This is a genomic window from Halodesulfovibrio aestuarii DSM 17919 = ATCC 29578, assembly GCF_000384815.1.
Taxonomy (GTDB): domain Bacteria; phylum Desulfobacterota; class Desulfovibrionia; order Desulfovibrionales; family Desulfovibrionaceae; genus Halodesulfovibrio; species Halodesulfovibrio aestuarii.
This window is the reverse complement of sequence record NZ_ARQF01000018.1, coordinates 130,049-151,579: the sequence shown is the minus strand read 5'-3', so window position 1 is coordinate 151,579 and position 21,531 is coordinate 130,049. Positions and strand designations below refer to the sequence as shown.

General features: G+C 44.7%; 20 protein-coding genes. 7 read left to right on the top strand and 13 right to left on the bottom strand.

The features are described from left to right. Positions 1-81 precede the first annotated feature (81 nt). Positions 82-2,049 carry a YgiQ family radical SAM protein gene (locus F461_RS0103695; RefSeq protein WP_019999810.1) on the top strand — a complete coding sequence of 656 codons (1,968 nt, stop codon included), beginning with the start codon at positions 82-84 and terminating at the stop codon, positions 2,047-2,049. 182 nt (positions 2,050-2,231) lie between these two features. Here F461_RS0103695 and F461_RS0103690 read toward each other — a convergent pair whose 3' ends face one another. Beyond that, positions 2,232-4,205 carry a hypothetical protein gene (locus tag F461_RS0103690; RefSeq protein WP_019999809.1) on the bottom strand — a complete coding sequence of 658 codons (1,974 nt, stop codon included), beginning with the start codon at positions 4,203-4,205 and terminating at the stop codon, positions 2,232-2,234. A gap of 392 nt (positions 4,206-4,597) precedes the next feature. On the opposite strand from F461_RS0103690, the gene F461_RS0103685 reads away from it, so the two are divergent. Further along, complete coding sequence (locus F461_RS0103685) at positions 4,598-6,013, top strand: DNA integrity scanning protein DisA nucleotide-binding domain protein (RefSeq protein ID WP_019999808.1); 1,416 nt, start codon at positions 4,598-4,600, stop codon at positions 6,011-6,013. On the opposite strand, the gene F461_RS0103680 is transcribed toward F461_RS0103685, so the two are convergent. Then, complete coding sequence (locus F461_RS0103680; RefSeq protein ID WP_019999807.1) at positions 6,014-6,484, bottom strand: DUF3124 domain-containing protein; 471 nt, start codon at positions 6,482-6,484, stop codon at positions 6,014-6,016. It abuts the gene before it with no gap. Positions 6,485-6,896: 412 nt separating this feature from the next. Between F461_RS0103680 and F461_RS0103675 the strand changes: the two genes are divergently transcribed. After that, positions 6,897-7,367 (top strand): EVE domain-containing protein, encoded by a 471-nt coding sequence (locus tag F461_RS0103675; protein WP_019999806.1) that lies wholly within the window; start codon positions 6,897-6,899, stop codon positions 7,365-7,367. After that, on the top strand, positions 7,364-7,588 hold the full coding sequence (locus F461_RS0103670; RefSeq protein WP_019999805.1) for a SlyX family protein: 225 nt from the start codon (positions 7,364-7,366) through the stop codon (positions 7,586-7,588). Before F461_RS0103675 ends, F461_RS0103670 begins: the two co-directional genes overlap by 4 nt. Before the next feature lie 58 nt (positions 7,589-7,646). On the opposite strand, the gene F461_RS0103665 is transcribed toward F461_RS0103670, so the two are convergent. The 8 genes from F461_RS0103665 to F461_RS16995 form a co-directional block, all read right to left on the bottom strand. Beyond that, on the bottom strand, positions 7,647-8,363 hold the full coding sequence (locus F461_RS0103665; RefSeq protein WP_019999804.1) for an ABC transporter ATP-binding protein: 717 nt from the start codon (positions 8,361-8,363) through the stop codon (positions 7,647-7,649). 14 nt (positions 8,364-8,377) lie between these two features. Next, on the bottom strand, positions 8,378-9,148 hold the full coding sequence (locus F461_RS0103660; RefSeq protein ID WP_019999803.1) for an ABC transporter ATP-binding protein: 771 nt from the start codon (positions 9,146-9,148) through the stop codon (positions 8,378-8,380). Beyond that, positions 9,145-10,113, bottom strand: a complete 969-nt coding sequence (locus F461_RS0103655) for a branched-chain amino acid ABC transporter permease (RefSeq protein ID WP_019999802.1) — start codon at positions 10,111-10,113, stop codon at positions 9,145-9,147. Before F461_RS0103655 ends, F461_RS0103660 begins: the two co-directional genes overlap by 4 nt. After that, on the bottom strand, positions 10,110-11,015 hold the full coding sequence (locus F461_RS0103650; RefSeq protein WP_019999801.1) for a branched-chain amino acid ABC transporter permease: 906 nt from the start codon (positions 11,013-11,015) through the stop codon (positions 10,110-10,112). Before F461_RS0103650 ends, F461_RS0103655 begins: the two co-directional genes overlap by 4 nt. A gap of 84 nt (positions 11,016-11,099) precedes the next feature. Then, entirely contained in the window at positions 11,100-12,221 is a 1,122-nt protein-coding gene (locus F461_RS0103645) for a branched-chain amino acid ABC transporter substrate-binding protein (protein WP_019999800.1), read from the bottom strand. Between the two features lie 954 nt (positions 12,222-13,175). Next, on the bottom strand, positions 13,176-13,745 hold the full coding sequence (locus tag F461_RS17000) for a terminase small subunit (protein WP_071410328.1): 570 nt from the start codon (positions 13,743-13,745) through the stop codon (positions 13,176-13,178). Positions 13,746-13,813: 68 nt separating this feature from the next. After that, positions 13,814-14,059, bottom strand: coding sequence for a hypothetical protein (locus tag F461_RS0103635; RefSeq protein WP_019999798.1), 246 nt, complete (start codon positions 14,057-14,059; stop codon positions 13,814-13,816). Positions 14,060-14,384: 325 nt separating this feature from the next. Further along, the gene (locus F461_RS16995; protein WP_019999797.1) at positions 14,385-14,969 is read right to left on the bottom strand and encodes a tetratricopeptide repeat protein; all 585 of its coding nucleotides are present in this window, start codon (positions 14,967-14,969) and stop codon (positions 14,385-14,387) included. A gap of 119 nt (positions 14,970-15,088) precedes the next feature. On the opposite strand from F461_RS16995, the gene F461_RS0103625 reads away from it, so the two are divergent. Both F461_RS0103625 and F461_RS0103620 read left to right on the top strand, forming a co-directional pair. Continuing rightward, positions 15,089-15,556, top strand: a complete 468-nt coding sequence (locus F461_RS0103625; protein WP_019999796.1) for a hypothetical protein — start codon at positions 15,089-15,091, stop codon at positions 15,554-15,556. 115 nt (positions 15,557-15,671) lie between these two features. Continuing rightward, positions 15,672-17,291 (top strand): diguanylate cyclase domain-containing protein, encoded by a 1,620-nt coding sequence (locus tag F461_RS0103620; RefSeq protein ID WP_019999795.1) that lies wholly within the window; start codon positions 15,672-15,674, stop codon positions 17,289-17,291. Positions 17,292-17,322: 31 nt separating this feature from the next. On the opposite strand, the gene F461_RS0103615 is transcribed toward F461_RS0103620, so the two are convergent. Next, positions 17,323-18,246 carry a Smr/MutS family protein gene (locus F461_RS0103615; protein ID WP_019999794.1) on the bottom strand — a complete coding sequence of 308 codons (924 nt, stop codon included), beginning with the start codon at positions 18,244-18,246 and terminating at the stop codon, positions 17,323-17,325. A gap of 110 nt (positions 18,247-18,356) precedes the next feature. Here F461_RS0103615 and F461_RS0103610 point away from each other — a divergent pair, with 110 nt between their 5' ends. Beyond that, positions 18,357-18,656, top strand: coding sequence for a TIGR03905 family TSCPD domain-containing protein (locus F461_RS0103610; protein ID WP_019999793.1), 300 nt, complete (start codon positions 18,357-18,359; stop codon positions 18,654-18,656). 110 nt (positions 18,657-18,766) lie between these two features. Here the strand turns inward: F461_RS0103610 and recJ are convergent, their stop codons facing one another. Both recJ and F461_RS0103600 read right to left on the bottom strand, forming a co-directional pair. After that, positions 18,767-20,476, bottom strand: coding sequence for a single-stranded-DNA-specific exonuclease RecJ (gene recJ, locus F461_RS0103605; RefSeq protein ID WP_019999792.1), 1,710 nt, complete (start codon positions 20,474-20,476; stop codon positions 18,767-18,769). 114 nt (positions 20,477-20,590) lie between these two features. Then, positions 20,591-21,529, bottom strand: coding sequence for a tetratricopeptide repeat protein (locus tag F461_RS0103600; RefSeq protein WP_019999791.1), 939 nt, complete (start codon positions 21,527-21,529; stop codon positions 20,591-20,593). Positions 21,530-21,531 lie beyond the last annotated feature (2 nt).

Here is a 21,531-nt window from a genome sequence, read left to right as displayed (position 1 = left end):
ATGAAACGTTGGCTCAAGAATTAATTCTCCCGACAGGTATTGTCTATTGCCAGACCACTGCGCAATCCTTATATTCCGCGCATGACAAAAACATGGAATCAAAAATCAGAGCGTCAAGTTCTCGGCCGTGCACCGCTTGAACAACCAGCATTTCTTCCTATGTCCAAAAAGGAAATGGATGAACTCGGTTGGGATGAACTTGATATACTCTTCATCACTGGCGACTCTTACGTTGATCACCCGAGCTTTGCAGCCTCCCTTCTAGGGCGCTGGCTTGTAGCACACGGCTATCGCGTAGGCATTATTGCCCAACCTCGCTGGGACAAAACGGATGACATTCTTGCAATGGGGCGTCCGCGTCTATTCGCTTCTGTAAGCGCAGGAGCCATTGATTCCATGTTGGCGCACTACACTGCATTTAGGAAAAAACGCCATGACGATGCGTACACCCCCGGTGGAAAAGCCGGTGCGAGGCCTAACCGTGCCACGATTGTTTATTCCAACCTCGTCCGCAGTGCGTTTCCCAATATTCCAGTAGTCATCGGCGGCATTGAAGCTTCACTTCGACGCATCACGCACTACGATTTCTGGACAGACAAACTGCGCCGCTCTATTCTTCTTGATAGTAAAGCAGACTGTGTCGTTTACGGCATGGGTGAATACGCTATGCTGCACCTTGCCCATATTCTTGACCAGTACGGTGAGACATCCGGCACACCGTTTTCGTACATTGCGCAGGAGGTGCGCGGAGTCGCCTACATGGGAACCCGCGAGGATATTCCGCCACAGGCAAAAATCGTGGAGCTCCCATCACACGAAGATATAGAAGCTGACGGTAAACAGCTCATGACGGCCACCCTTACACTTGAACGCCATGTTCAAAAAGCTGATGAATGGGCAATACAGCCCGTCGGTAAGCGGGCGGTTATTCTAGCTCCGCCAGCCCTGCCTCTGTCTGAAGAAGAGATGGACGAGCTCTACGGCCTGCCATACGCAAAAACACAGCATCCATCCTACAAAGAAAAAATTCCGTGTGTTGATATGATGACAACCAGCATCACAACGCACCGGGGCTGTGGTGGAGGCTGTTCATTTTGTTCGCTTGCACTGCATCAGGGCAGAAGAATTGCCTCACGAAGTAAAGAATCCATCATGAGAGAAGTTGAAGCCCTCACCCGCAACAAACGATTCAACGGATCTATAAGCGACGTGGGAGGCCCTTCCGCTAACATGTGGCAAGCATACTGTAAGGTTAGCCCTGAAAAATGTAAGCGCCAAAGCTGCATGTATCCCAAAGTGTGCCCGCAATTTACAGTAAATCAGGCAGAAGGCATTATGCTGCTGCGCGATATCCAAAAAATTAAGGGAATCAAAAACGTTCGTGTTGCCAGCGGGGTCCGCTACGATCTCGCACAAAAAGAAGAAACTGCCCTTCGTGCATACACCATGGAATTTACCGGTGGTCAGCTCAAAGTAGCACCCGAACACATTTGCGATGGCGTGCTGAACCGCATGCGGAAGCCGGGTCTTGCTTCCTTTGAAAAATTTCTGAACGCATTCAAACAATACTCTGAACAAGCCGGAAAAGAACAATATGTGATCCCGTATCTCATGAGTGCGTTCCCGGGCTGTACCGACAACCACATGCACGAACTAGGCAACTGGCTTCGCGCCCGTGGCTGGCAGCCACAGCAAGTCCAGTGTTTCATCCCGACACCAGGCACGGTGGCAACAGCATCCTACTATGCTCGCATAGATGAAAAAGGAGACGAAATTTTTGTCGCTCGCTCCGATGCTGAACGTCTCCGACAGCACCACATCCTGATACCGAGCGTTGGACACAAGAATTCCAAAGCATCGCGAGGAAAGCGCAGCGCATATACTGCAAAACAAACTAATGCTAAGCAAACGAACAACAAGCATGATTCCGGCAAGCGCGGCTCCAGTAGATTTTCCGAACGCGACAGCAAGAAACGTAGTCGTCAATCTCAGCGCGATCCTCAATCAGGCCAAGGCAAGGCATCCCCGTTCTCAGTAAACAAAAGCTGATTTACAGTATTGGAGAGCTCTCCCCACTCAGAACTTTTATCTCCCGATAAAAACTCTGTATAGAAATGAAAAAGCTAAGGTCGATTCGCAAAAATTCTGCGAGTCGACCTTAGCTTTTTAAAAATCAATAGCACTACGCAACCCGTAATGTCTGTCCATAGTAACAAGCAATAATTATGGATCTACTCAAGAGAAAAATTTTCTAACAGCCATTCAACAGTACCGGAAACTGCCCACTGCTCCTGCTCCGGAATACTTAATGCCTCGTTGTCACTACGTTTTGAAAGCTGTGCAATAAAATAATTCTCTAAAAGTGTCACAAACTCGGGTTCAATACGTTTTTCATACGCCAACTGCTTCGCAATCTCCTGTCGTTCTTCCGGAGAAAAGACTTCAAATACTTTTGCGGTATAGTCTCTGTCTGTTCCCAGAAGTTGACAAATAACTGCAGACTGGATTGATACAGGTTCGTTACGGAGCACTGCAACAAGGTCTTCCACAGGCACTGACAAAATTAATGCAAACGGCATATGCACTCTGTCGTTGCGGCATAAAGCTACAACCTGCGCCATATCTTTTGCTGCAATTGCCCGTATCATCAACCTTCGGACAAGCGCACTATCCACAACCAGTGCACCGGCACTGACAATCGAACTGTTCCGACTTTTCAACAGCGCGTTTACTTGCTCCGAATACAACGACGGCAATTTGCCTGCCTCCCGTAAAAAGCCGGCTGCGGCTTCTGGAGAAAAGCTGCTGAGCACCTGTGCGGCATGGTTTTCACCAAGCGCTAGTACCGAAGCAACAAACTGCTGTTGTTCAGACAAAACATTTTCAATTCCCGCTCTATGTCCTGCTCGCCTTTCTATTGCTTTCTGCTTGTTTTTGCTCATCTTCTCAACAATCGTAAGCCTTCTGTCTTCAGACAATTGAGACAAAATAACTGCCGCAGACAACGGATGCTGAGTCTCCAACTCAGATCGTAACGCGTCATTGTCTAAATGCAAAAGGTGCTCTTGGGCTGAAGCATCAATTTCTGTAAACTCCGGCACAAGAACCGACTGTTTTCCTGTAAGAATCGGAAGAAGCTCTTCCAACATTTTCTCAGGAAAAACCATCATCATTGTTCCGCTAATACCAGAGCCTTCACTGCCTTCAGTGCTGTCTATACTTACGGACAGTTCACATACAATACAGGGTTCATCCAGCCAGAAATGTTTACTGTATAAAGCTGGCTCATCCGCTTTGCTATGCATAGACTCGACTTCATAATACGGAGCCAACGCCCACTCCATATCAAGCAATAAGAGATGAAGTACATGCCGCACCACACTACTTGCTATAGGACAGCGTGAGATATTTTTATTCTTCTTTTTCAGCGCAGCCAGCCTACGAAGCAACTGCGGGACGAGCTCCTGCTCCCCTCCTGAAAAAATCGCGTGGGCTAGCCCTGCCGCAACATCACGTTCCATTCCAAACACACTCACGCCATCCAGCGGGAACATAGAAAAGGTGGTTGCAACAGGATGATCCATTCGCAGCCATACATCAAATGGAGCACGGGCAGAACGTATGGCTCTTACCTGACAAGACTGCCCTGCAATCTTCCGTAAGCGTTTAGAAGCCTCAGCAGCAAATTTATTCAAAACCTTATCAAGTACAGGAAATTGCATCGACTTGCGGTAGCGATACTCAATCAAGTGAGTCAGTGTCCCGTTTTTTTGTGCATCTGCAAGCTGTTTAGTCGGTAACCCCAAAATATAACCGGAGTCGGAAGACGCACCAAAACCATCACTGCAATCAGCATCTACAGAAGAACTTTTCAGCAGCCACTGCATTTCCTCAATAGTTACTTCATTAGAAGATGGTACAGACTTTTCAGTTCCAAATAGCTCCGTTACGAGGTCACTTTCAACACCGCTTAGCGACGCCTGCCATGCCTCATCAGACCACGGATCAAGATCAACCGTAACTTCAAGCTGCACTTGGTCTGCATTGCCTGTACATTCCGACTGGATATTTTGCCCAACAGAAAAGTCTGGCGCATCAACAGAAGACTCGTCACATGTTACGCTTGTCGAGTCATCTACGGTGCTGAAAGCATTCTGTTGCGTATGAAAGGGGAGAACTTTTCCCCTCACCCGTTTTTTAGCCATACTTGTTTTCCTGAAGATACTGTTCATTCTTAGCCTAAGATATAAGAACATATACAAATACAATTGCTACGCCCAAGTATATTTATACTATAGTTGAGAAATTTTGTACTACTCTTACAATTATATTTACTTGTAAAACAAGAACGTTCTCACTTGAAATAGACACTTGTTCTTGCTCCTTTTTACACATGCAGATAGGCTACCACATATTATACACAGAGCAACCCTGTGGCTGATTCTCTTGTATTATACTGAGTTATGAACATACCTCGACAATCAACAGTAATGTTTCTATTATAGCAAGTTGCTACAAATTAATCAGAAGCTAACGCGCAATATTTCGTTTTTTATAGTGTTGGGCTTCCCCCAACCTCTGCCGCGAGGAGAACAAGATGACGACAATGGGCACTTCACATTGGAGAAGAAGTATTTACAATATTCTTGATGGGTTGAGTGATGGTCTGTCACACTTCGCCGGCCCCAGCCGCGTGGCGCTGATCATCTGTCTGGAATGTGATGGACCATTTTATATTCTTGATCCACAAAATTTGCTCGACGGTCACCAACCGCGTCTCAAAGATCTTTTTGCAAATTTTCAGGAAACAGTTTCCTGTGATCTGCTGCAGGAATTCGATACGGTAGAGGATCCGCAACTTTCTGGCCTGATATCCTATGGGGGCTCCTGCATAACACTTCCATTCCAGATGTGGTTCACAGAAGAACATCCAGACATCTGCTCCAAAGGCCCTATCCTTCGCTGGCTGGAATACGCAGCCACACAACTGTGTGCCGACTTCAGTCAGGATGCCGGTCTGCGCAACGATACTTCCAGTTATGTTCTACAAGCGTACGCTCAACACGCCATCCGTGATTACATCATAGACAAAAGAAGTGAATCGTTAGGAATGGATACATATTTACGTATCTATCCTACACTTAATGCAATTCTAGGTATCTCAAACACACGAGAAGAAGGCGCATGGCCGCGTGGAAAAATTGCTTTTGTTGAACCACGCTTCCTGCAGCACGTCCATTTTCAAGCATCATTTCCGCGAATGGAGCAACCTCTCCTCGTAAACCTCCGTCATTGCAGGAAGACACTTCAGGCAGTCGAAAATACAGAGCGCTATCTTATTTCAGACGGTTGTACCCTTGCCGGTATTGCTTCCGGCGAGCTTCCCCCAGGGTCGCTCCTCGTAATGTTTGAAGGAAATCACGGAATGGTAAAACTGGATGACGAACTCATTTGCAGTTTCGCATCAGGTAACTTTCTTGCAACAAACCGCAAGCCAAACCTTGTTCAACTGGAAGAAGCATTACTCGAATCCAACTTAACACCTGAACAACAGCACAATATTTTTCAGTATACAACACGTGTTGTAGTACAGGCTCGCGAACGTAAACACGGTTGCACCCTAGTACTGGATCTCAATACTATTCCACGAAATATTGCAGGACAGATACTGCAATCCCCACTTGATTTGAGCCTGCCTGAGAACATTGATATCGCTTGTTCACTTGCAAAAGTTGATGGAGCATTACACATCAGCAAGTCTTCAACACTGCTTGGTTTTGCTTGCCTACTGGATGGACGAACAGTACCCGGAGAAAATAGGGCACGTGGAGCACGATTTAACTCCGCAGTACGTTTCACTGCCATGCACAAAAACATTATTACAATAGTAGTTTCTTCTGACAGACCTGTATCCGTTATTCAGCACGGCATTGAACTTACAGCACAATGCCAATGGAAACCAATGCGCTATGTGTCCACTCCGCCACTGCTCACAGATTGGCTGGAGGAATAGCTATTCGATAGGTACACCTTGAGTAAGAAATGAAAAGCCATATGAAGAGCCGGTGCCAAGCATTATACTCTCAATAATAGGCACATCTACCGCTTTATCAGCTTCCCATTTAAGAACAAAATTTGCACCTGAGCCGCCTTCCTCGTCGTCAAGGCTTACAATGTAACGCAGAGACTGAAGTGGCTTCATAACAACTGGTTCTTTTACATAGCTACGCAACAATTTTCCATCAGTATCATAATAGTCTACACTGACAATACGGATACTCTCTGTCCGGCTTGTATTTCGCACACTCAGAGTTGTTGTCAGCTTGATTTTTGCCTCTTTATTCCCATGATAAATGTAAGAATAGGCAGGAACATACAACGTTTGTTCTTTTTGCATTGCTCGAGCAGAGGCCCATGTTGGTAATAAAGCCACTACTACAAACAAAAATATTCCCATCATCAATGACGCGCGGTGAGTTTTCATGTCCATCTCCCATAACAGTACTTTTCAATAGCTTTGTATGGTACATTACCAAACTAAATTCATCCATGAAAGACTATTTCCTTATTTCAAGAGATATTACCAAGAGATAGTCACGAATTATGTTCATACCCACAACCTGCAATACTCATAAAAATAACGTACTATACAAGAATGCTATTCCTTCGACAGAACTATTTTATTACTTGAGCCTACGAACTCACAAAAGAAATCCGTTACGACATCCCCCAAACTATGCTACGCTCTACCACACTGCGAAATACTCCATTGCCAGTCCTCCTTGCAACGTTCGCTACAACTTGTATTCAAAAACAGACTGAGATAATCTTCTGTTATAGAAATAAAGTTAACACTCGGACTGCTACCAGTCTTCATAATAGAAACGGAGTTCACTATGGCTAACTACTGGCTGGTTAAATCTGAACCTGGCTGCTACTCCATCGACACTCTGGAAAATGAGCCGGAACAAATAACATCATGGGACGGTGTTCGTAATTATCAGGCACGTAACTTCATGCGCGACGAAATGAAACTTGGCGACAAGGTGCTGTTTTATCACAGTGTCACCAACCCTTCAGTTGTCGGGCTATGTGAAGTTGTACGAGAAAGTTATCCCGATCATACAGCGTGGGATCCGGAAGACGGTCATTTTGATCCTAAATCAACAGAAGAAAACCCCCGCTGGTTTATGGTAGATGTTAAGTTTGTAGAGAAGTTTCCGAGAGCCATTTCGTTAAAAGAATTACGTCAGGTTCCGGGACTGGAAAACATGGAATTATTACGCAAAGGCTCCCGTCTTTCTGTAATGCCCGTGGATAAAAAAGAATTTGATATCATCTGCAACCTTGCAAAGGAGCAGGCATGAAAGAGACTAAAGAACGCATCACCCAGTTAGAAGAACAGCTCTATTTTCAGGATAAAACAATTACTGAACTTAATGAGGCACTAACCAGTCAGCAGTTCCAGATTGATGAAATAGAAAAGAAGATGGAAGCAATGATTTTGCGTCTCCGTCAGCTCAGCCCTGCACTTGACGATGGCGGAGTAGATGATGGACCACCACCACATTATGGTGGAAATGTATAAATAAAAAAAGCCGCGGTACGTTGTACCGCGGCTTTTTTTATTGCAGTGGAACCTACAATTACAGACCCTTACCACCAAGGTAAGCAGACTGGATCTCAGGGTTGGCCAGTAGAGTCTTAGCATCATCTGCAAGAACAATATTCCCTACTTCCATAACGTAGCCACGATCAGCAAGTTTTAGTGCGGCACGTGCATTTTGTTCAACGAGAATCACGGTGAGACCGTGTTTGTTGATTTTGCGAATTGTTTCAAAAATAGATTTTACAAGAATAGGTGCAAGACCAAGAGAAGGTTCGTCCAGAAGCAATAAGCGTGGATTGGACATAAGAGCACGACCAATTGCAAGCATCTGCTGCTCTCCACCGGAAAGCGTACCTGCCAACTGGGTTCGTCGCTCAAGCAAGCGAGGGAAAAGGTCATATATCCATTCCCGGTTACGCTCGATCACCCCTTTATCTTTCAAGGTAAACGCGCCCAGATCCATATTTTCTTCTACCGTAAGTGTAGAAAATACACGACGCCCTTCCGGAGACTGAGAAATTCCCAGTTTAACGATATTATGTGCCGGAACAGAATGGATCGGTTGCCCATCGAGAAGAATTTCACCTTGGGTCGCTTTTACAAGTCCACAAATTGAATTCAACGTGGTGGATTTTCCTGCCCCGTTTGCACCAAGGATGGTGACGATCTCACCTTCGTCAACAGTAAGATTGATGCCGTGCAGGGCCTCAACGTTACCGTATTTTACATGCAGATCACGAAGTTCAAGTAGCATATGGCAGGTCTCCCTTACAGCAGATCATCGTCAGCACCGAGATACGCTTCGATAACCCGGGGATCATTTTTAATAGTTTCCGGATCGCCTTCCGCGATAACAGCACCGTATTCAAGTACAATGAGATGCTCACAGATCTTCATTACAAGACTCATGTCATGTTCAATAAGAAGCACAGTAATACCACGATCACGAATGGCCTTGATAATATCAATAAGCTCCTGCGTTTCTTGATCGTTCATGCCGCCAGCAGGTTCATCAAGAATAATGAACTTGGGCTCTGTTGCCAATGCACGGGCAATTTCCAGCAAACGCTGGTTTCCGTAAGAAAGACTATCAGCCTGAATATTCCACTGATCTTTAAGTCCAACAAACTCAAGTTCTGCCATCGCTTTTTCAAGCACATGCTTTTCTTCGGCACGCTGGGCAGAAGTGCGGAACATGGAAGCAAACACACCGGATTTCATACGGCAATGGCAGCCGGAAAGTACGTTCTCTAACGCGTTCAAGCTTTTAAAAAGACGAATAGTCTGAAAGGTGCGTGCGATACCAAGGTTAACAATGCGGTGGGTCTGCATACCAACCACATTTTTACCGTTGAAAATCGCTTCTCCGGTATCTGGAATATAGTTACCGGTAATCAGGTTAAATACAGTGGTCTTGCCAGCGCCGTTAGGGCCGATAAGACCTACAATAGAACCTTTTTCTACACTGAAAGAAACGTCATTAACGGCAAGCAGTCCACCAAAAGTTTTGGTAAGATTTTTAAGCTCTACAAGACTCATGACTGTTCTCCTTCAGCTTTGCTGAAAAAGCGGGAAACGTCGTACCTTCGAGGTAACGGAGGTAACAGGCCCTGTGTGCGGAAAATCATCATTGCAACCATTGCGGCACCAAAAATTAACATTCGGGCAGACGCAAAATCACGGAAAAGTTCCGGCAGACCTATAATAAGGAATGCTCCGAGCAACACCCCGCGAATTGATCCCATACCACCGAGAATAACAATGGTGAACAGCAGTACAGATTCCCAGAAGGAGAATGATTCCGGAGAAATAATTTTCATTTTACCGGCAAAGATAGTTCCTACCATTCCAGCCCAGAACGCCCCGATAACAAATGCTGTGAGCTTATATCGGGAGATATCAATACCGGACCCTTCAGCCGCAACATCATCATCTTTGATATAGTTAAGAGCCCTGCCGAAACGTGAGTTTTCCAGTCTGTGGAAAAGGAAAATGGTTGCAGCACAGAAGCCCCATATCAGATAAAAGAACTGGTGCGGGCGCTTAATCTTAAGACCGAACAATATTGGACGGTCAATACCGAAGATGCCGTTTGCACCACCAGTTAATCCACCGACATCGTTAATAAGAGCAATACGAATAATTTCTACAATACCGATTGTAACGATCAGCAGATAATCACCGCGAAGATGAATAATCGGCCGAGCTACAATTAAGCCGAAAAGACCTGCGAGAATACCAGCTACGGGCATGGTCCACAGCAACGGGATATCGAACATAGTATTCAAAATTGCAGAAGAGTATGCCCCGACAGCAAAAAACGCTGCATGTCCCATCTGGAACAAACCACACTGCCCCAGAATAATATTCAAACTAAGCGCGAGAATTGCATACAGGCCGATATTGTTGAGGACATCAGTCCAGTATGCGTCCAACACCAGAGGGGAACAGGCAAATAACGCAGCTCCGGCGAGGTACAGTATGTCTTGCTTTTTAATGATCATACCTTGTCAGCCACCCTTTCGCCCAATAGTCCGGTAGGACGGACGATCAAAATGAGAATGAGAACAAGGAAGGAGATGGCATCTTTCCATGCAATGGAGATGTATGCTGCTCCAAGGGACTCAACAACACCAAGAATCAAGCCGCCGAGCATCGCACCCGGAATGTTACCAATGCCGCCAAGAATCGCAGCAGTAAACGCTTTAAGACCGTACAGCCAACCCATCGTAAAGTTAATCTGACCATAGTACAGACCAACCATAACACCAGCTGCACCGCCAAGAGCAGGGCCGATCATAAATACAAGACTGATTACGCGGTTTACATCAATCCCCATAAGTTTTGCTGCACCCTGATCAATGGCAGCAGCACGAATTGCAGTACCAATGCGTGTTTTGTGTGTCAGATAATATAGACCACACATGAGCACGACAGAAATCGCGAACATAATGATGCGGATTAAAGGAAGTTCCACACCGAAAACATCCACAGTGATATTAGGCAACAGGCCATGCGGGTACACGAGCGGGCGGGCGCCCCAGATAAGCATGATTGCATTCTGGAAAAAGATGGATGCACCGAGGGCACTTACAACTGCTGAAAGACGCGGTGACGTTCTAAGCGGGCGGTAGGCAACTCGCTCAAGCAGAAAGCCAACTACACCAACAAGAATTACAACCATCACTGCCAGTACCAACAACCCTGCAACTGGTCCGACAGAGTCAGTAAGGCCTAGCGATGTAAGCAGCGTAAGTCCTAAAAAGGCACCAATAGTGAACAGGTCACCATGTGCAAAGTTAATCAATTTTAATACACCATATACCATGGTGTAACCAAGTGCGATGAGGGCATAAATACCGCCAACCGCCAAACCATTTGTTAGCTGCTGAAAAAATTCTTCCATATGGAAATCCCGTTGAGAAAAAAACGGTAAAATCCAGAGCACAGCCCCCTTGCCGTGCTGTGCTCTGGAAAAAAGAAGCCGAGCCTACGGTAACATCACGAATTCGCCATTAGCATTAACCTCGCTAAGGCGATAGAACTTGCCGGAACGGTCACCTTTTTTATCAAAAGCGATAGTGCCGGTAAGCCCCGGGTAGTTTTCCATTTTGTTACGTAAATAATCGGAAAGGACTTCTGGATCAGTAGAATCTGTCTGACGAATTGCTTCCACGAGTGCGAGGAACGCATCGCCGGCAAATACAGACCAGATAGAAGCAGGCAAGGCATTGAACTCAGCCTTGTACTTATCCAGAATATCTTTAGCAAAAGGAGAAGTAAGATCGTTAACACCCGGAGGGCTCACGAAAAAGAAGCCTTTAGCCGCATCGTTACCTGCAATCTTAACAAGGTCAAGGTTGTTGGTAGCATCGCCGCCCATCATTGCAACATCCCATTTCATTTCTTTTTTCTGGCGAAGCAACAAGCCTGCTTCATTAAAGTAACCAGTATAGAAAATTACATCCGGGTTGAAGCCTTTAATTTTGGTAAGAATAGTATTGTAGTCCTGTTCACCCGGGTTGAGTGCATCAAAAAAAACAACACTTTTTTCGTCAAGAAGTTTACGAGTTTCGTCTGCCAAGCCCTTCGCATAGGAAGAGTTATCATGCAGGATAGCAATACGTTTGTATCCGCGATCTTTCAAAACCTGCGCTGCGGCTGCGCCTTGGGAATCGTCACGAGGACAAGTACGGAAGAAGTTGGCAAGACCTTTCTCAGTCAAACGCACCATGGTAGAACCAGTTGCAATCTGAATAACATCTTCTTCATCATAAATATCCTGCGCTGCTTCAGTAATAGAAGAGCCATAGGTACCAATAACGCCCACCACATCGGAAGTAATAAGACGCTGTGCGGCAAGAGCTGCTGTTTTAGGGTCAAATGCATCGTCTTCAGCAATAATTTCAATCTGCTTACCGTTAACACCACCATCGGCATTAATTTTAGCAGCAAGAATCTCAACAAGATTCTTCATATCAAGACCTTCAGATGCATATTTGCCCGTGAGCGGTGCCTGCAAGCCGATTTTAATAGTATCTGCCAGTGCGGCAGATGCCATCAACAAAGAAGCAACCAACCCGAAGACTAAAACGCGCATAAATCTTTTCATTCGAAATCCTCCTATGGATGACTTTCTATAAAAATCCTACAAATAATTCCCTCTCCTTTCTCGAAAACCGACCTCAAAACCTAATTTTACAGGGCTTTGGGTATATTCTTCTCACATAACAACCCACAACAATTTTGTCAAAAAATATGCATTTTTAGGTGATAAAATGATATTTTTCCGCTGTGAATTTTTCTCCAAGCCTTGGAACCCTGTGCTGGTTCTGAGTTACGCAGGGTTGTGAAATATATAACTAATAGCATTACACACTATATTGAATGAGTCATCAATCAATATAGTGTGTAATAAACAAGATTTCGATAAAAAGAGAAGGGAGTGTATACATTAAAAAATAGTAGCTGCATTAAACAGAAAAAAACGCTATCTACGCTGTTTTAAAAGAAAAAATAAAATAATTCCGCGTCAAATACGCTCTTAGAGTCAAAAAAAAGAAGTGCGTACCAGTAATCATACCCCCACGCCTTCGTTACATTTTTTCTTTAAAACCAGTACCGCTGCAATTTACTGTAATGCCACACACAACATGTAACAATAGTTATCACAAAGACGGCAGAAAATATCTTCAATGCAGGAACCCTTTCTTATACACATTTTAAAATAAATATAAAGGGGTAAATAGAAAATTCTATTTCAGGCACCCATATTGCATAAAACTTTTTTATCGCATGTGGTAAACAATATACAAAAATATTTTCTTCAACAAAGATTATTTTCTTAATCATTTAGCATAAAAGAACTTTTACCGACAAAAGAGCAATAGCTACGCAAAAAAAACGACTAACCTAGTCAAGAAGCAGACACAGGCTAGTCGATATTTTTTGTTTACCAAACCATTTGTAAAATCCTTTAATCTAGTTTTACTCTATCTGATAAAAATTGGTTTAAATAATAACCACATTTCACAAATCCAGTTCTCACCACCTCTCAGACCTTACATCATCCCCCAGTCTTTGCTTCATCCGTAATTATTCCATAAATAGCTTCAAGTCGCTTTTTCAATACTGGTGACAATTCTTCTAAACTCTTCCCATCTTGCTCTACTTCAGGCGAATCATAAAGCCCGACATGCTTTGCAAGCATCTCAAGAGCCTTTAATTTTGAATGCTGTTTTACTCGAACTGTTCCTCCCCGGGTTGTAACAGTCTCTGAAATCTCTGCAATGGATGCGGCCTGTGCGTTACTCAAGTCTTGTGAACTAACAAGTGTAAGATGGCCGTCATCCCAAGCACAGACATCTCTCAAGCTGGCAAAACCTACCGCAGCCAATTCTCGAACCACGGCATCCCGCGTCACCTGCCCACGTTCTGAAAGCTCCTGTAGACGTTTTTGAATGCCATCAGCAACTTCAGGCATAGCAAGCAGTCGACCTGCCGTTGTCAATGCAGCCCTTTCCGCGTAGCCCGCCCTGCAAGCAGCAAGACGTCCATTAAAATCGATAACATATTCATCAATAAAATGCTGTTGCTTGGCAGAAAGTTTTCTGGATTCATTTGTCGCCTTTTTCATGCCTGTTCTTTTTTCTCCTCTTGCAACAGTTACCCTCTCGCGTTCAACTGAATTTCTTTCAGAGGCCATTAGTTACGTGCTCCCCACAAATCTTCTTTACTATCTGACAAAACTTCCTGCAGGGGTACAACACGCTTATCGAAACGCCCTACCTTCACAACAACCTGCTGCTGTACTGGACGGCCTTTCGACAACGAACCGGTAAATTGCTTAAAAGGTTCAAGACAGGCACTAACGCCGCTAAATACTCCTGCATCAATTACCACTGCGGCAATCAACACAAGAACAACACATAGAGCACTATTTCGCCCCATATAATCTCCTTGTTTTTCTTCAACAATACCCCACTAAAATACAAAGAAGAGTGTTAGCGCTATGAAACAAGGATGATGCAACGCTCTTACAGATACGCACCATTAATTGACACACTCTTACCCGTGCGTGTTCACACAAAAAAAAAGAGCGCCATCGTTGCCGAAGACGCTCTACACTTTTATGTATTGTTAGTTATAAAACTAAACCACCCTGCTATTAAAAACAAAAACCGCAAAAGCGGCTATCGAGCCCGTTCGGACAGATCATAGTAAAAATCCAACGACAACATAAAAACAATTCACATCGCATGGAGCAAACTACTGTTTAATTTTGTACGCAGACACCACTAGCGAGGGCATCATCATATGGAGCGTTAAACCCAAGTTCTGCCCCTTCAGCCAAAGCTTCGCACCCTTCATCAACTTTTAGTTCGGCTATTAGAAGCTCACCTAGGAAATTCCAGGCAGTGCCATTGGCAGAATCTAAATCCAGTGCCATGTCATAATTTTTTTGGGCTCCCAAGTAGTTCCCCAGACCAAACTCTGCGTACCCTCTATAAGCATAAGAGATGCTTTTCGGGTAATACCGCACAGCCTTATCAAGGTCCCGAACTGCGGCTTCATATTCGGCAAATTGGATCAATAAACGCCCACGTCGTAACCAAGCCTCACCATACTCCGGCTCAAGTCGAAGAGCTTCACGAAGTAAACCAGCTGCTTTTGCAGGGTTTTCGCACACACCATTTTTCCACAAGACATGAGCTTTTGCATATGCAAGTTCGGCCTCACGATTCAGTTTTCCGGAAACACCTGTCGGGTTGGATGACACATTGGCCTTAACAACGCCGCCAGAACAGCCAGAGAGTAAACAAGCAGCTACTAATAACAAAAATAAAATATGCTTCATCATAGAGTAAAATTCTTTGCGGCCACCACCGCAACTAGTAGGAAAGTTAGGAAAAAGATTGACTCATTTTCAAGTACGATTTATCGGATTTTCTATAGTAACAATTCTATACAGGAGCCATCATGTTTTCGTCTGCAACAATACGCAGTAAAATCCATTCTCTCATGCAGCACCTTCGTTCCTATCCCTTTTTAGAACAAAAAGAAAATGCAGAAAAATGCGCCATCCTCCTTAAAACAATCGAAGAACAGCATGCTGTATATTCGCAGTTATGCCATTCCCAAAAATATTTCACGCAGCACTTTGAACTACTTTTAAGCAAACAAAAAATTGAAGAAGATGATATATTCTGCCTACTTGAGGATTTACTTATTCTTGTGAGGGAAAAAACGTTACGGACGGGCATATCACAAGCCAACGATGCCGAGGTCGCTGCTCTTGAACATGTTTTTACGGGTAAAAGCTGGAGTAAAGACGACGGGACTCTTTTTTCCGAAACTTTTTTTTACAAAATTCCACTTTCACTTATTCATGCAATTTCTAACGAATTGCACGAAAAGGTGAAAAACTCACGCTATCCAACCCAATGAGTATAATAAAATTATGTAGAATTAGACTAACACCTATTCCCCGCTCTGGGATAATATGCTAGTATTTCATAAAGATAGGAAATAACCCAAATAATCGGCGGGGGGATACTCGATTATGGGCAAATTATCGCCGTCTACTTTTGTAGGGAAAAGTAGACCGGCTCTCTTCTTCATCATCGCCACATGCTGCGCGATAGGGTATCACTTTGCCGTTAACCAATGGTTCACGGCAACTTCTGTTGTCCACTTTTTTCTTCCACTGTTTCTAGGAAGTGCCATCTTCTTTTTCAGTACCCACGCTACTCGTCAAAAAGGCAAACTCCAAGAAATCATACGCAAACAGAGTGAAGAACTCAGTGCAGCTCAATCAGCAAACGCACAGTTGCATCTGCGGTTGGTGGATGTTGAACGTAACTCACTCTCGTCACGTCTGGAGTTGCAAACCATGCGGTTGAAACACGTTCAGTCTCTCCCAAACTCAACCAGCAAATTTGAAACAACATTTCATGCAACCCCGGATCCCATGCTTCTTGCAGATTTAGAATCCGGCCTTGTGACAGATGTCAACGAAAGCTTTTTACAACTGTTGGATTACAAATGGCAGGATGTCTACAATCATGCCGTCAGTGCTGTTTTCTCATGGGCAAATAGTAACGATGCCAACGAGTTCGCTAATGCCCTGCGTACTGGAAAGGCTGTAAACAATCTTCAGGCGATTTCTGAATGTAAATATGGTAAAAACTTCTTCGCACTTGTTTCCATGCGCTCCGTTTCTATTTCCGGAAAACGCACTGTCATTATTGCGGTACGTGATTATTCTGACCTACATGCGGCTCAGCACGAAATCCATCTGTATTCCCAAGCCCTTGAACAGAGTCCGGCGGGAACAGCTATCCTTTCTATTGATGGGAACGTTGAATACGTAAATACTCGATTTACGCAAATTACCGGCTATACAGCAGAGGAACTTCACGGAAACAAAGTTCCTTTTCTGGAAGAGTTATCAGAACATGCCGCTTTTTCATGGAAAACACTGTTGGCAACCCCAGAATGGCGTGACGATATTTTTGCAACGCGAAAAGACAACACAAAACGCTGGCTTTCTCTCTCTGTCTCACAGGTATTGGAACACGAGGTTCTCTCGCGCTACGTACTCATTCTTGAAGACATAACAGATAAAAAAGAACAAGAACGACGGATTCAACATATGGCTATGCACGATGGGCTGACAGGAGTCGCAAACCGACGTCAGTTCAAAATGCAGCTTGCCCATTCTATCGAGTTGCAAAACCGCAGTCAGGTTCCATTTTCACTCGTCTTTATCGACTTAAACAAATTTAAGGAGATTAACGACTCTCGTGGACACGATTTCGGTGATGAAATTCTCAAAAAAGTTGCAAAACGTCTTAAACACATTTTGCGTGAAGTAGACCTTGTAGCACGTCCCGGTGGTGATGAATTCCTGCTGTTGCTCAGTGGAGTTCATTCTTTAGAAGACCTGCAGGCAACACTAATGCGTATTGCCTACCATATTGCCCGTCAAATAGACTTTCATGATTCAACAACGACGAGAATGACGGCTTCAATGGGGGTTTCAATTTGTCCCGAGCATGGCACAAACGCGGACGACCTCCTATCTAAAGCAGACCATGCAATGTACGCATGTAAACGTACTGCCAACACGCCCTTCGTTATCTGGAACCCATCAATTGATATGGGAGAAAAGGCCTCATAGGTGCGGGGAATCCCACCGCATTGCCGAATTTCTAATAATCAATGGTCACATCGTTCCGCTTCCATTGGATTTTACCACGGCTCTTTTTATATTTCCTCAATAAGACGTATAGCGCACCAGCACCACCGTCCTTATTTTGCGCGGTACAGAAAGCAAGAACTACACGCTTAAAGGGCTCACGGGTAAGCCATTCCTGAATTCGTTCACGTAGTACAGCATACCCTTCAGGTGAATTTTTTCCCCGCCCGGGAATCAACAATACAGTACGCTTTCCCTTATTATATGCTGCACGTAAAAAATGCACCAACGCTTCATGTGCTTCCTGTGCAACCATTCCATGCATGTCGAGATGCCCTTCCGGACTATATTGTCCTGCACGCAACTTTCCCAGAACCATGGGATCCAACCCTTGAACATGTCCCTGAATATACTCGTCGGTATATTCAAGCATAAATTCTACTTCACCTTCCAGTAACTCCTGCAAAGCTTTTACCGGGTCTTCCGCTGCAGAGCTTTTCTTCGCATCCACCTTTACATCCGGAACAACGTCTCTTCCCCTGCTGTTCAATTCATGCACCCCCATCATGGCAGCTGCAAATGCTTCTTCTTCCGGAATCTCAACTTTTGTTTTTGCAGAACCGACGGCTTTTTTGGACCGCTCTTTGGCAGCTAGCTTTTTATCTTTCTTTTTGGACACGTTCGCAAAACCTTTCACTTCACCCATACGCATAGTAACGTCACTTGAATGTGTACGTTTTTTTACCTTTCCCTGTCCGCCACTTAGAGAAGAAACGCTGGACATGGCTTGTGAAAACAAGTCGTCATCATCAGAAGGTACAGAAAATAATTCTTCATCCTGAGCCATAGTCTTCTTATGCTTAGCCTGTTTTCTTTTTGGGGCATCTGCGTCAGGAAAACTCTTTTTATTCAAATTCTTAAAAGGATTATTATCCATATTTATATACCTTCACTGCGCGTTATCAAAAATAATTACTATTGCAAAACACCCTTTACAAGGGTGCCGCAGTACTCTTATAACCGTCGAGCAAAAATAAGGAGCTGCTAATGTATTCTTTTGTTCCAACCGGCGTCTGCGCCAAGCAGATTCTGTTCGACGTTACTGATGGCGTCATCCACGATGTAAAATTTATAAAAGGCTGTCCAGGCTCCCTTTCCGCAATAAGTAAACTACTTGAAGGCAAAGCCGTCCAAGACATTATTCCCCTTCTTAAAGGTACCCTTTGCGGCACTAAAAATACATCCTGCCCTGACAGACTTGCTGAAGCTCTTGAAGAAATTCAGAAAGGTAATACGACACCATATGAAGTAAAACCTGCATCCAACGGTTTCAATCCGTTTGCATAGCCTTATGCATCTGCACAACGATACTAACGCATAAGACAACCCACATTCGAGATTCACTTCTCTATGCGAAAAAATACCCTGACACCAATGGCGTCAGGGTATTTTTACATCTACGGCAAAAATTCCCAATCTTTTATTTTCAAATCAACACTGGCGCTGCCATTATACCGGTCAATCCGCGGAGAGTAAGCAAGCCTCAGCTTTCTTCCCTCCATAGATGGCAGAATATCATCTACCATTCTCCATGCCTTAGCATGCAAAGTAATACCGGAATCCATATCAAGCAACTCCAGCTTCAGGTGTTTACGCGCGAAGATACGACGGGATTTTAGCAAAAGGACAGGCGACTTAAACACAGGCTCGCTGTTCCCCATGCCGAATGGCTGCAATAACTCCAGTTCTTTCAAAAACGTAAAGTCCGCCGCAAGATTAAAGCCCATTGGCGCATCGAATTTTAATGTAGCAGTTAACGGCTTATCACCGACCGCCTCAATAACAACCTCGTTGAAGCGGGTTCGTAACTCTTCAAGATTCTCTTTTTCAAGAGACATGCCTGCAGCCAACCTATGCCCACCGAAACCAAGTAATAGATCCTTACAACGGCACAATCCTTCATGCAGATGAAATTCGCTGATAGACCGCCCAGACCCTTTCACTTTCTCCCCGTCGCTGCAAAGAATCAGCGTCGGTTTATAAAACCTTTCAACCACACGTGAAGCCACGATGCCGATAACACCGGAGTGCCAGTCATCACCGTAGAGAACGAGTCCCATTTGGTCTGACTGAGCCTCTGCCTGTTTCATGGCAGCGTCCAGAATACGCTCTTCTTCATTTTTACGCTCTTCATTCATCACATCCAGTTCACGTGCGAGCTGGCGGGAACGTTCATAGTCATCAGTAAGCAGCATTTCAAGAGCAATATCAGCCTTGCCCATACGTCCGGCAGCATTAATACGCGGCGCCAGTCCAAAAGCTACCTGACCAGCCTCCACAGCACCACCGGCTGCATAGCCGGAAACTTCTTTCAATGCCGCGATACCGGGACGTCGAGCTTCTTTAATCTTAAGCAGCCCGTTTTTTACGAGTACTCTATTCTGACCGGAAAGGCTGACCACGTCTGCAATGGTTCCAAGTGCTACCAAGTCGAGTAGTTCTTTCACATCTGCCTTTTTACCGGTAGCTGCAGCAAGACGAACATTAAGGGCGCACATTAGAAAAAATGCAACTCCGACACCGGCGAGGTGCGGACAAGGGCATTCACCAAGTTTCGGGTTGCAGACAGCGTGTGCATCCGGCAAAGTTTCAGCCGGTAGATGATGATCGGAGATTACAACAGTCATGCCGAGTTCTCGAGCTTTCGCAATCGGGGCAAAATCTGTGATACCGCAGTCGACGGTGAGTAGTAATTGGACACCTTCATTTGCGAGACGTTCAATCCAGACCTCATTAAGGCCGTACCCTTCCTCCATGCGGTTTGGAAGGTGCTGGACAATCTCATATCCATGTTCTTGTATAAGCTGCGTGACCACGGCCGAGGAAGTGACACCATCAACATCATAGTCTCCCCACACGGCCATTTTTTTACCGGCAAGAAGAGCTTCGGCAAGTACAGAAGCGCTCTCTTCTAATCCCGGCCATTTACTGAGCGGCTCAAGATATTTAAGCCCAGGAGAAAGATACTGCTGCATCTCTTCAGGAGAGTGCAATCCGCGCTGCCAAAGGATGTCAATAAGTGTCTTTGAAATTTCAAGCTCTTCAGCCCATCCAGCTAACTCGGAAGGTGCGCTTTTGCCTTCTCGTTGTACCCAATTTTTAGCCAAAACAACTCCTGTACGGTACCAAAAAATATCTGTTCAAAAACAGTAAAAGCAGGGAATTACGCATGTAATCCCCTGCCATATAATACTAACACTTAACTGTACAATAGGTGAATGCTACTGCAAAAGCAGGTCGTCATCGTCATCATCGATAACTTTTTCAACAACAGGGGTGCTTTCATCTGCGCTGCGCTGCTCAAGCTGGATGCCATCGCCTACGGCCTCAGCAACTGCTTCTTTCCTATTAGCCACAATCTCTGCAGAACGCACTACGGTGCGCACCTCACTAAGACGCGCTTCGGGCACTAGTCCCTTATCAAGCAGCCATACAAAAAACTTTAGAACTACTTCGAAATCGGGATTGCTGTTAACAGCTTTCAAAAGAAAGTCCACACACTTTGCGTAGTCTTTCTTTTCAAAATGCGCACGGGCAATATTGTAGAACAGATGATCATCACCACCGGACAACTCAAGAGCTCTGTCATAATATTCAAGAGCCTGTTTTGTCATTTTATTCTTGCGAAGACTAATGCCGAATTCATTGAACAAATGTTTATGCTTTGTTTCAAAAGCAGCATCCAATTTAACAAGGCGCTCGAAGATATTATTAGCTTTGCTGGTTTCACCACGGTCAAGATAGGTAAGACCAAGGCCAAAGTTGGCACGCACGTTTTCTTCATCGACCTGAAGCGCGTTGCCGTATTCAAATTCTGCAGTAAAATTCTCGCCGCTACTTCTATGTGCGTCTGCACGATCAACAGTATCGGCAAGCTCCTGCATTTTCGGAAACACTGTACTTACATAAAATTCAGGTTCCGGCTGAAAACGACGAATAACATCTTCAACGGTTATAAAGCGTTTTTTACCAGCTGGGATATAGTTCGAGTTTAGAGGTTGAACTTCAACTTTTCCATCCACCTCTTCCACAAACCAGAAGGTTTTCTGCACAGACTTACGAACACCAGTTCCGGTATCAACCTGCTTCACTTCCTGTGTGGAAAAGATGCCTTTGATAGGCTTCCTGTCTTCATTCGAAGCCCCTTCATGTAATTCCACAT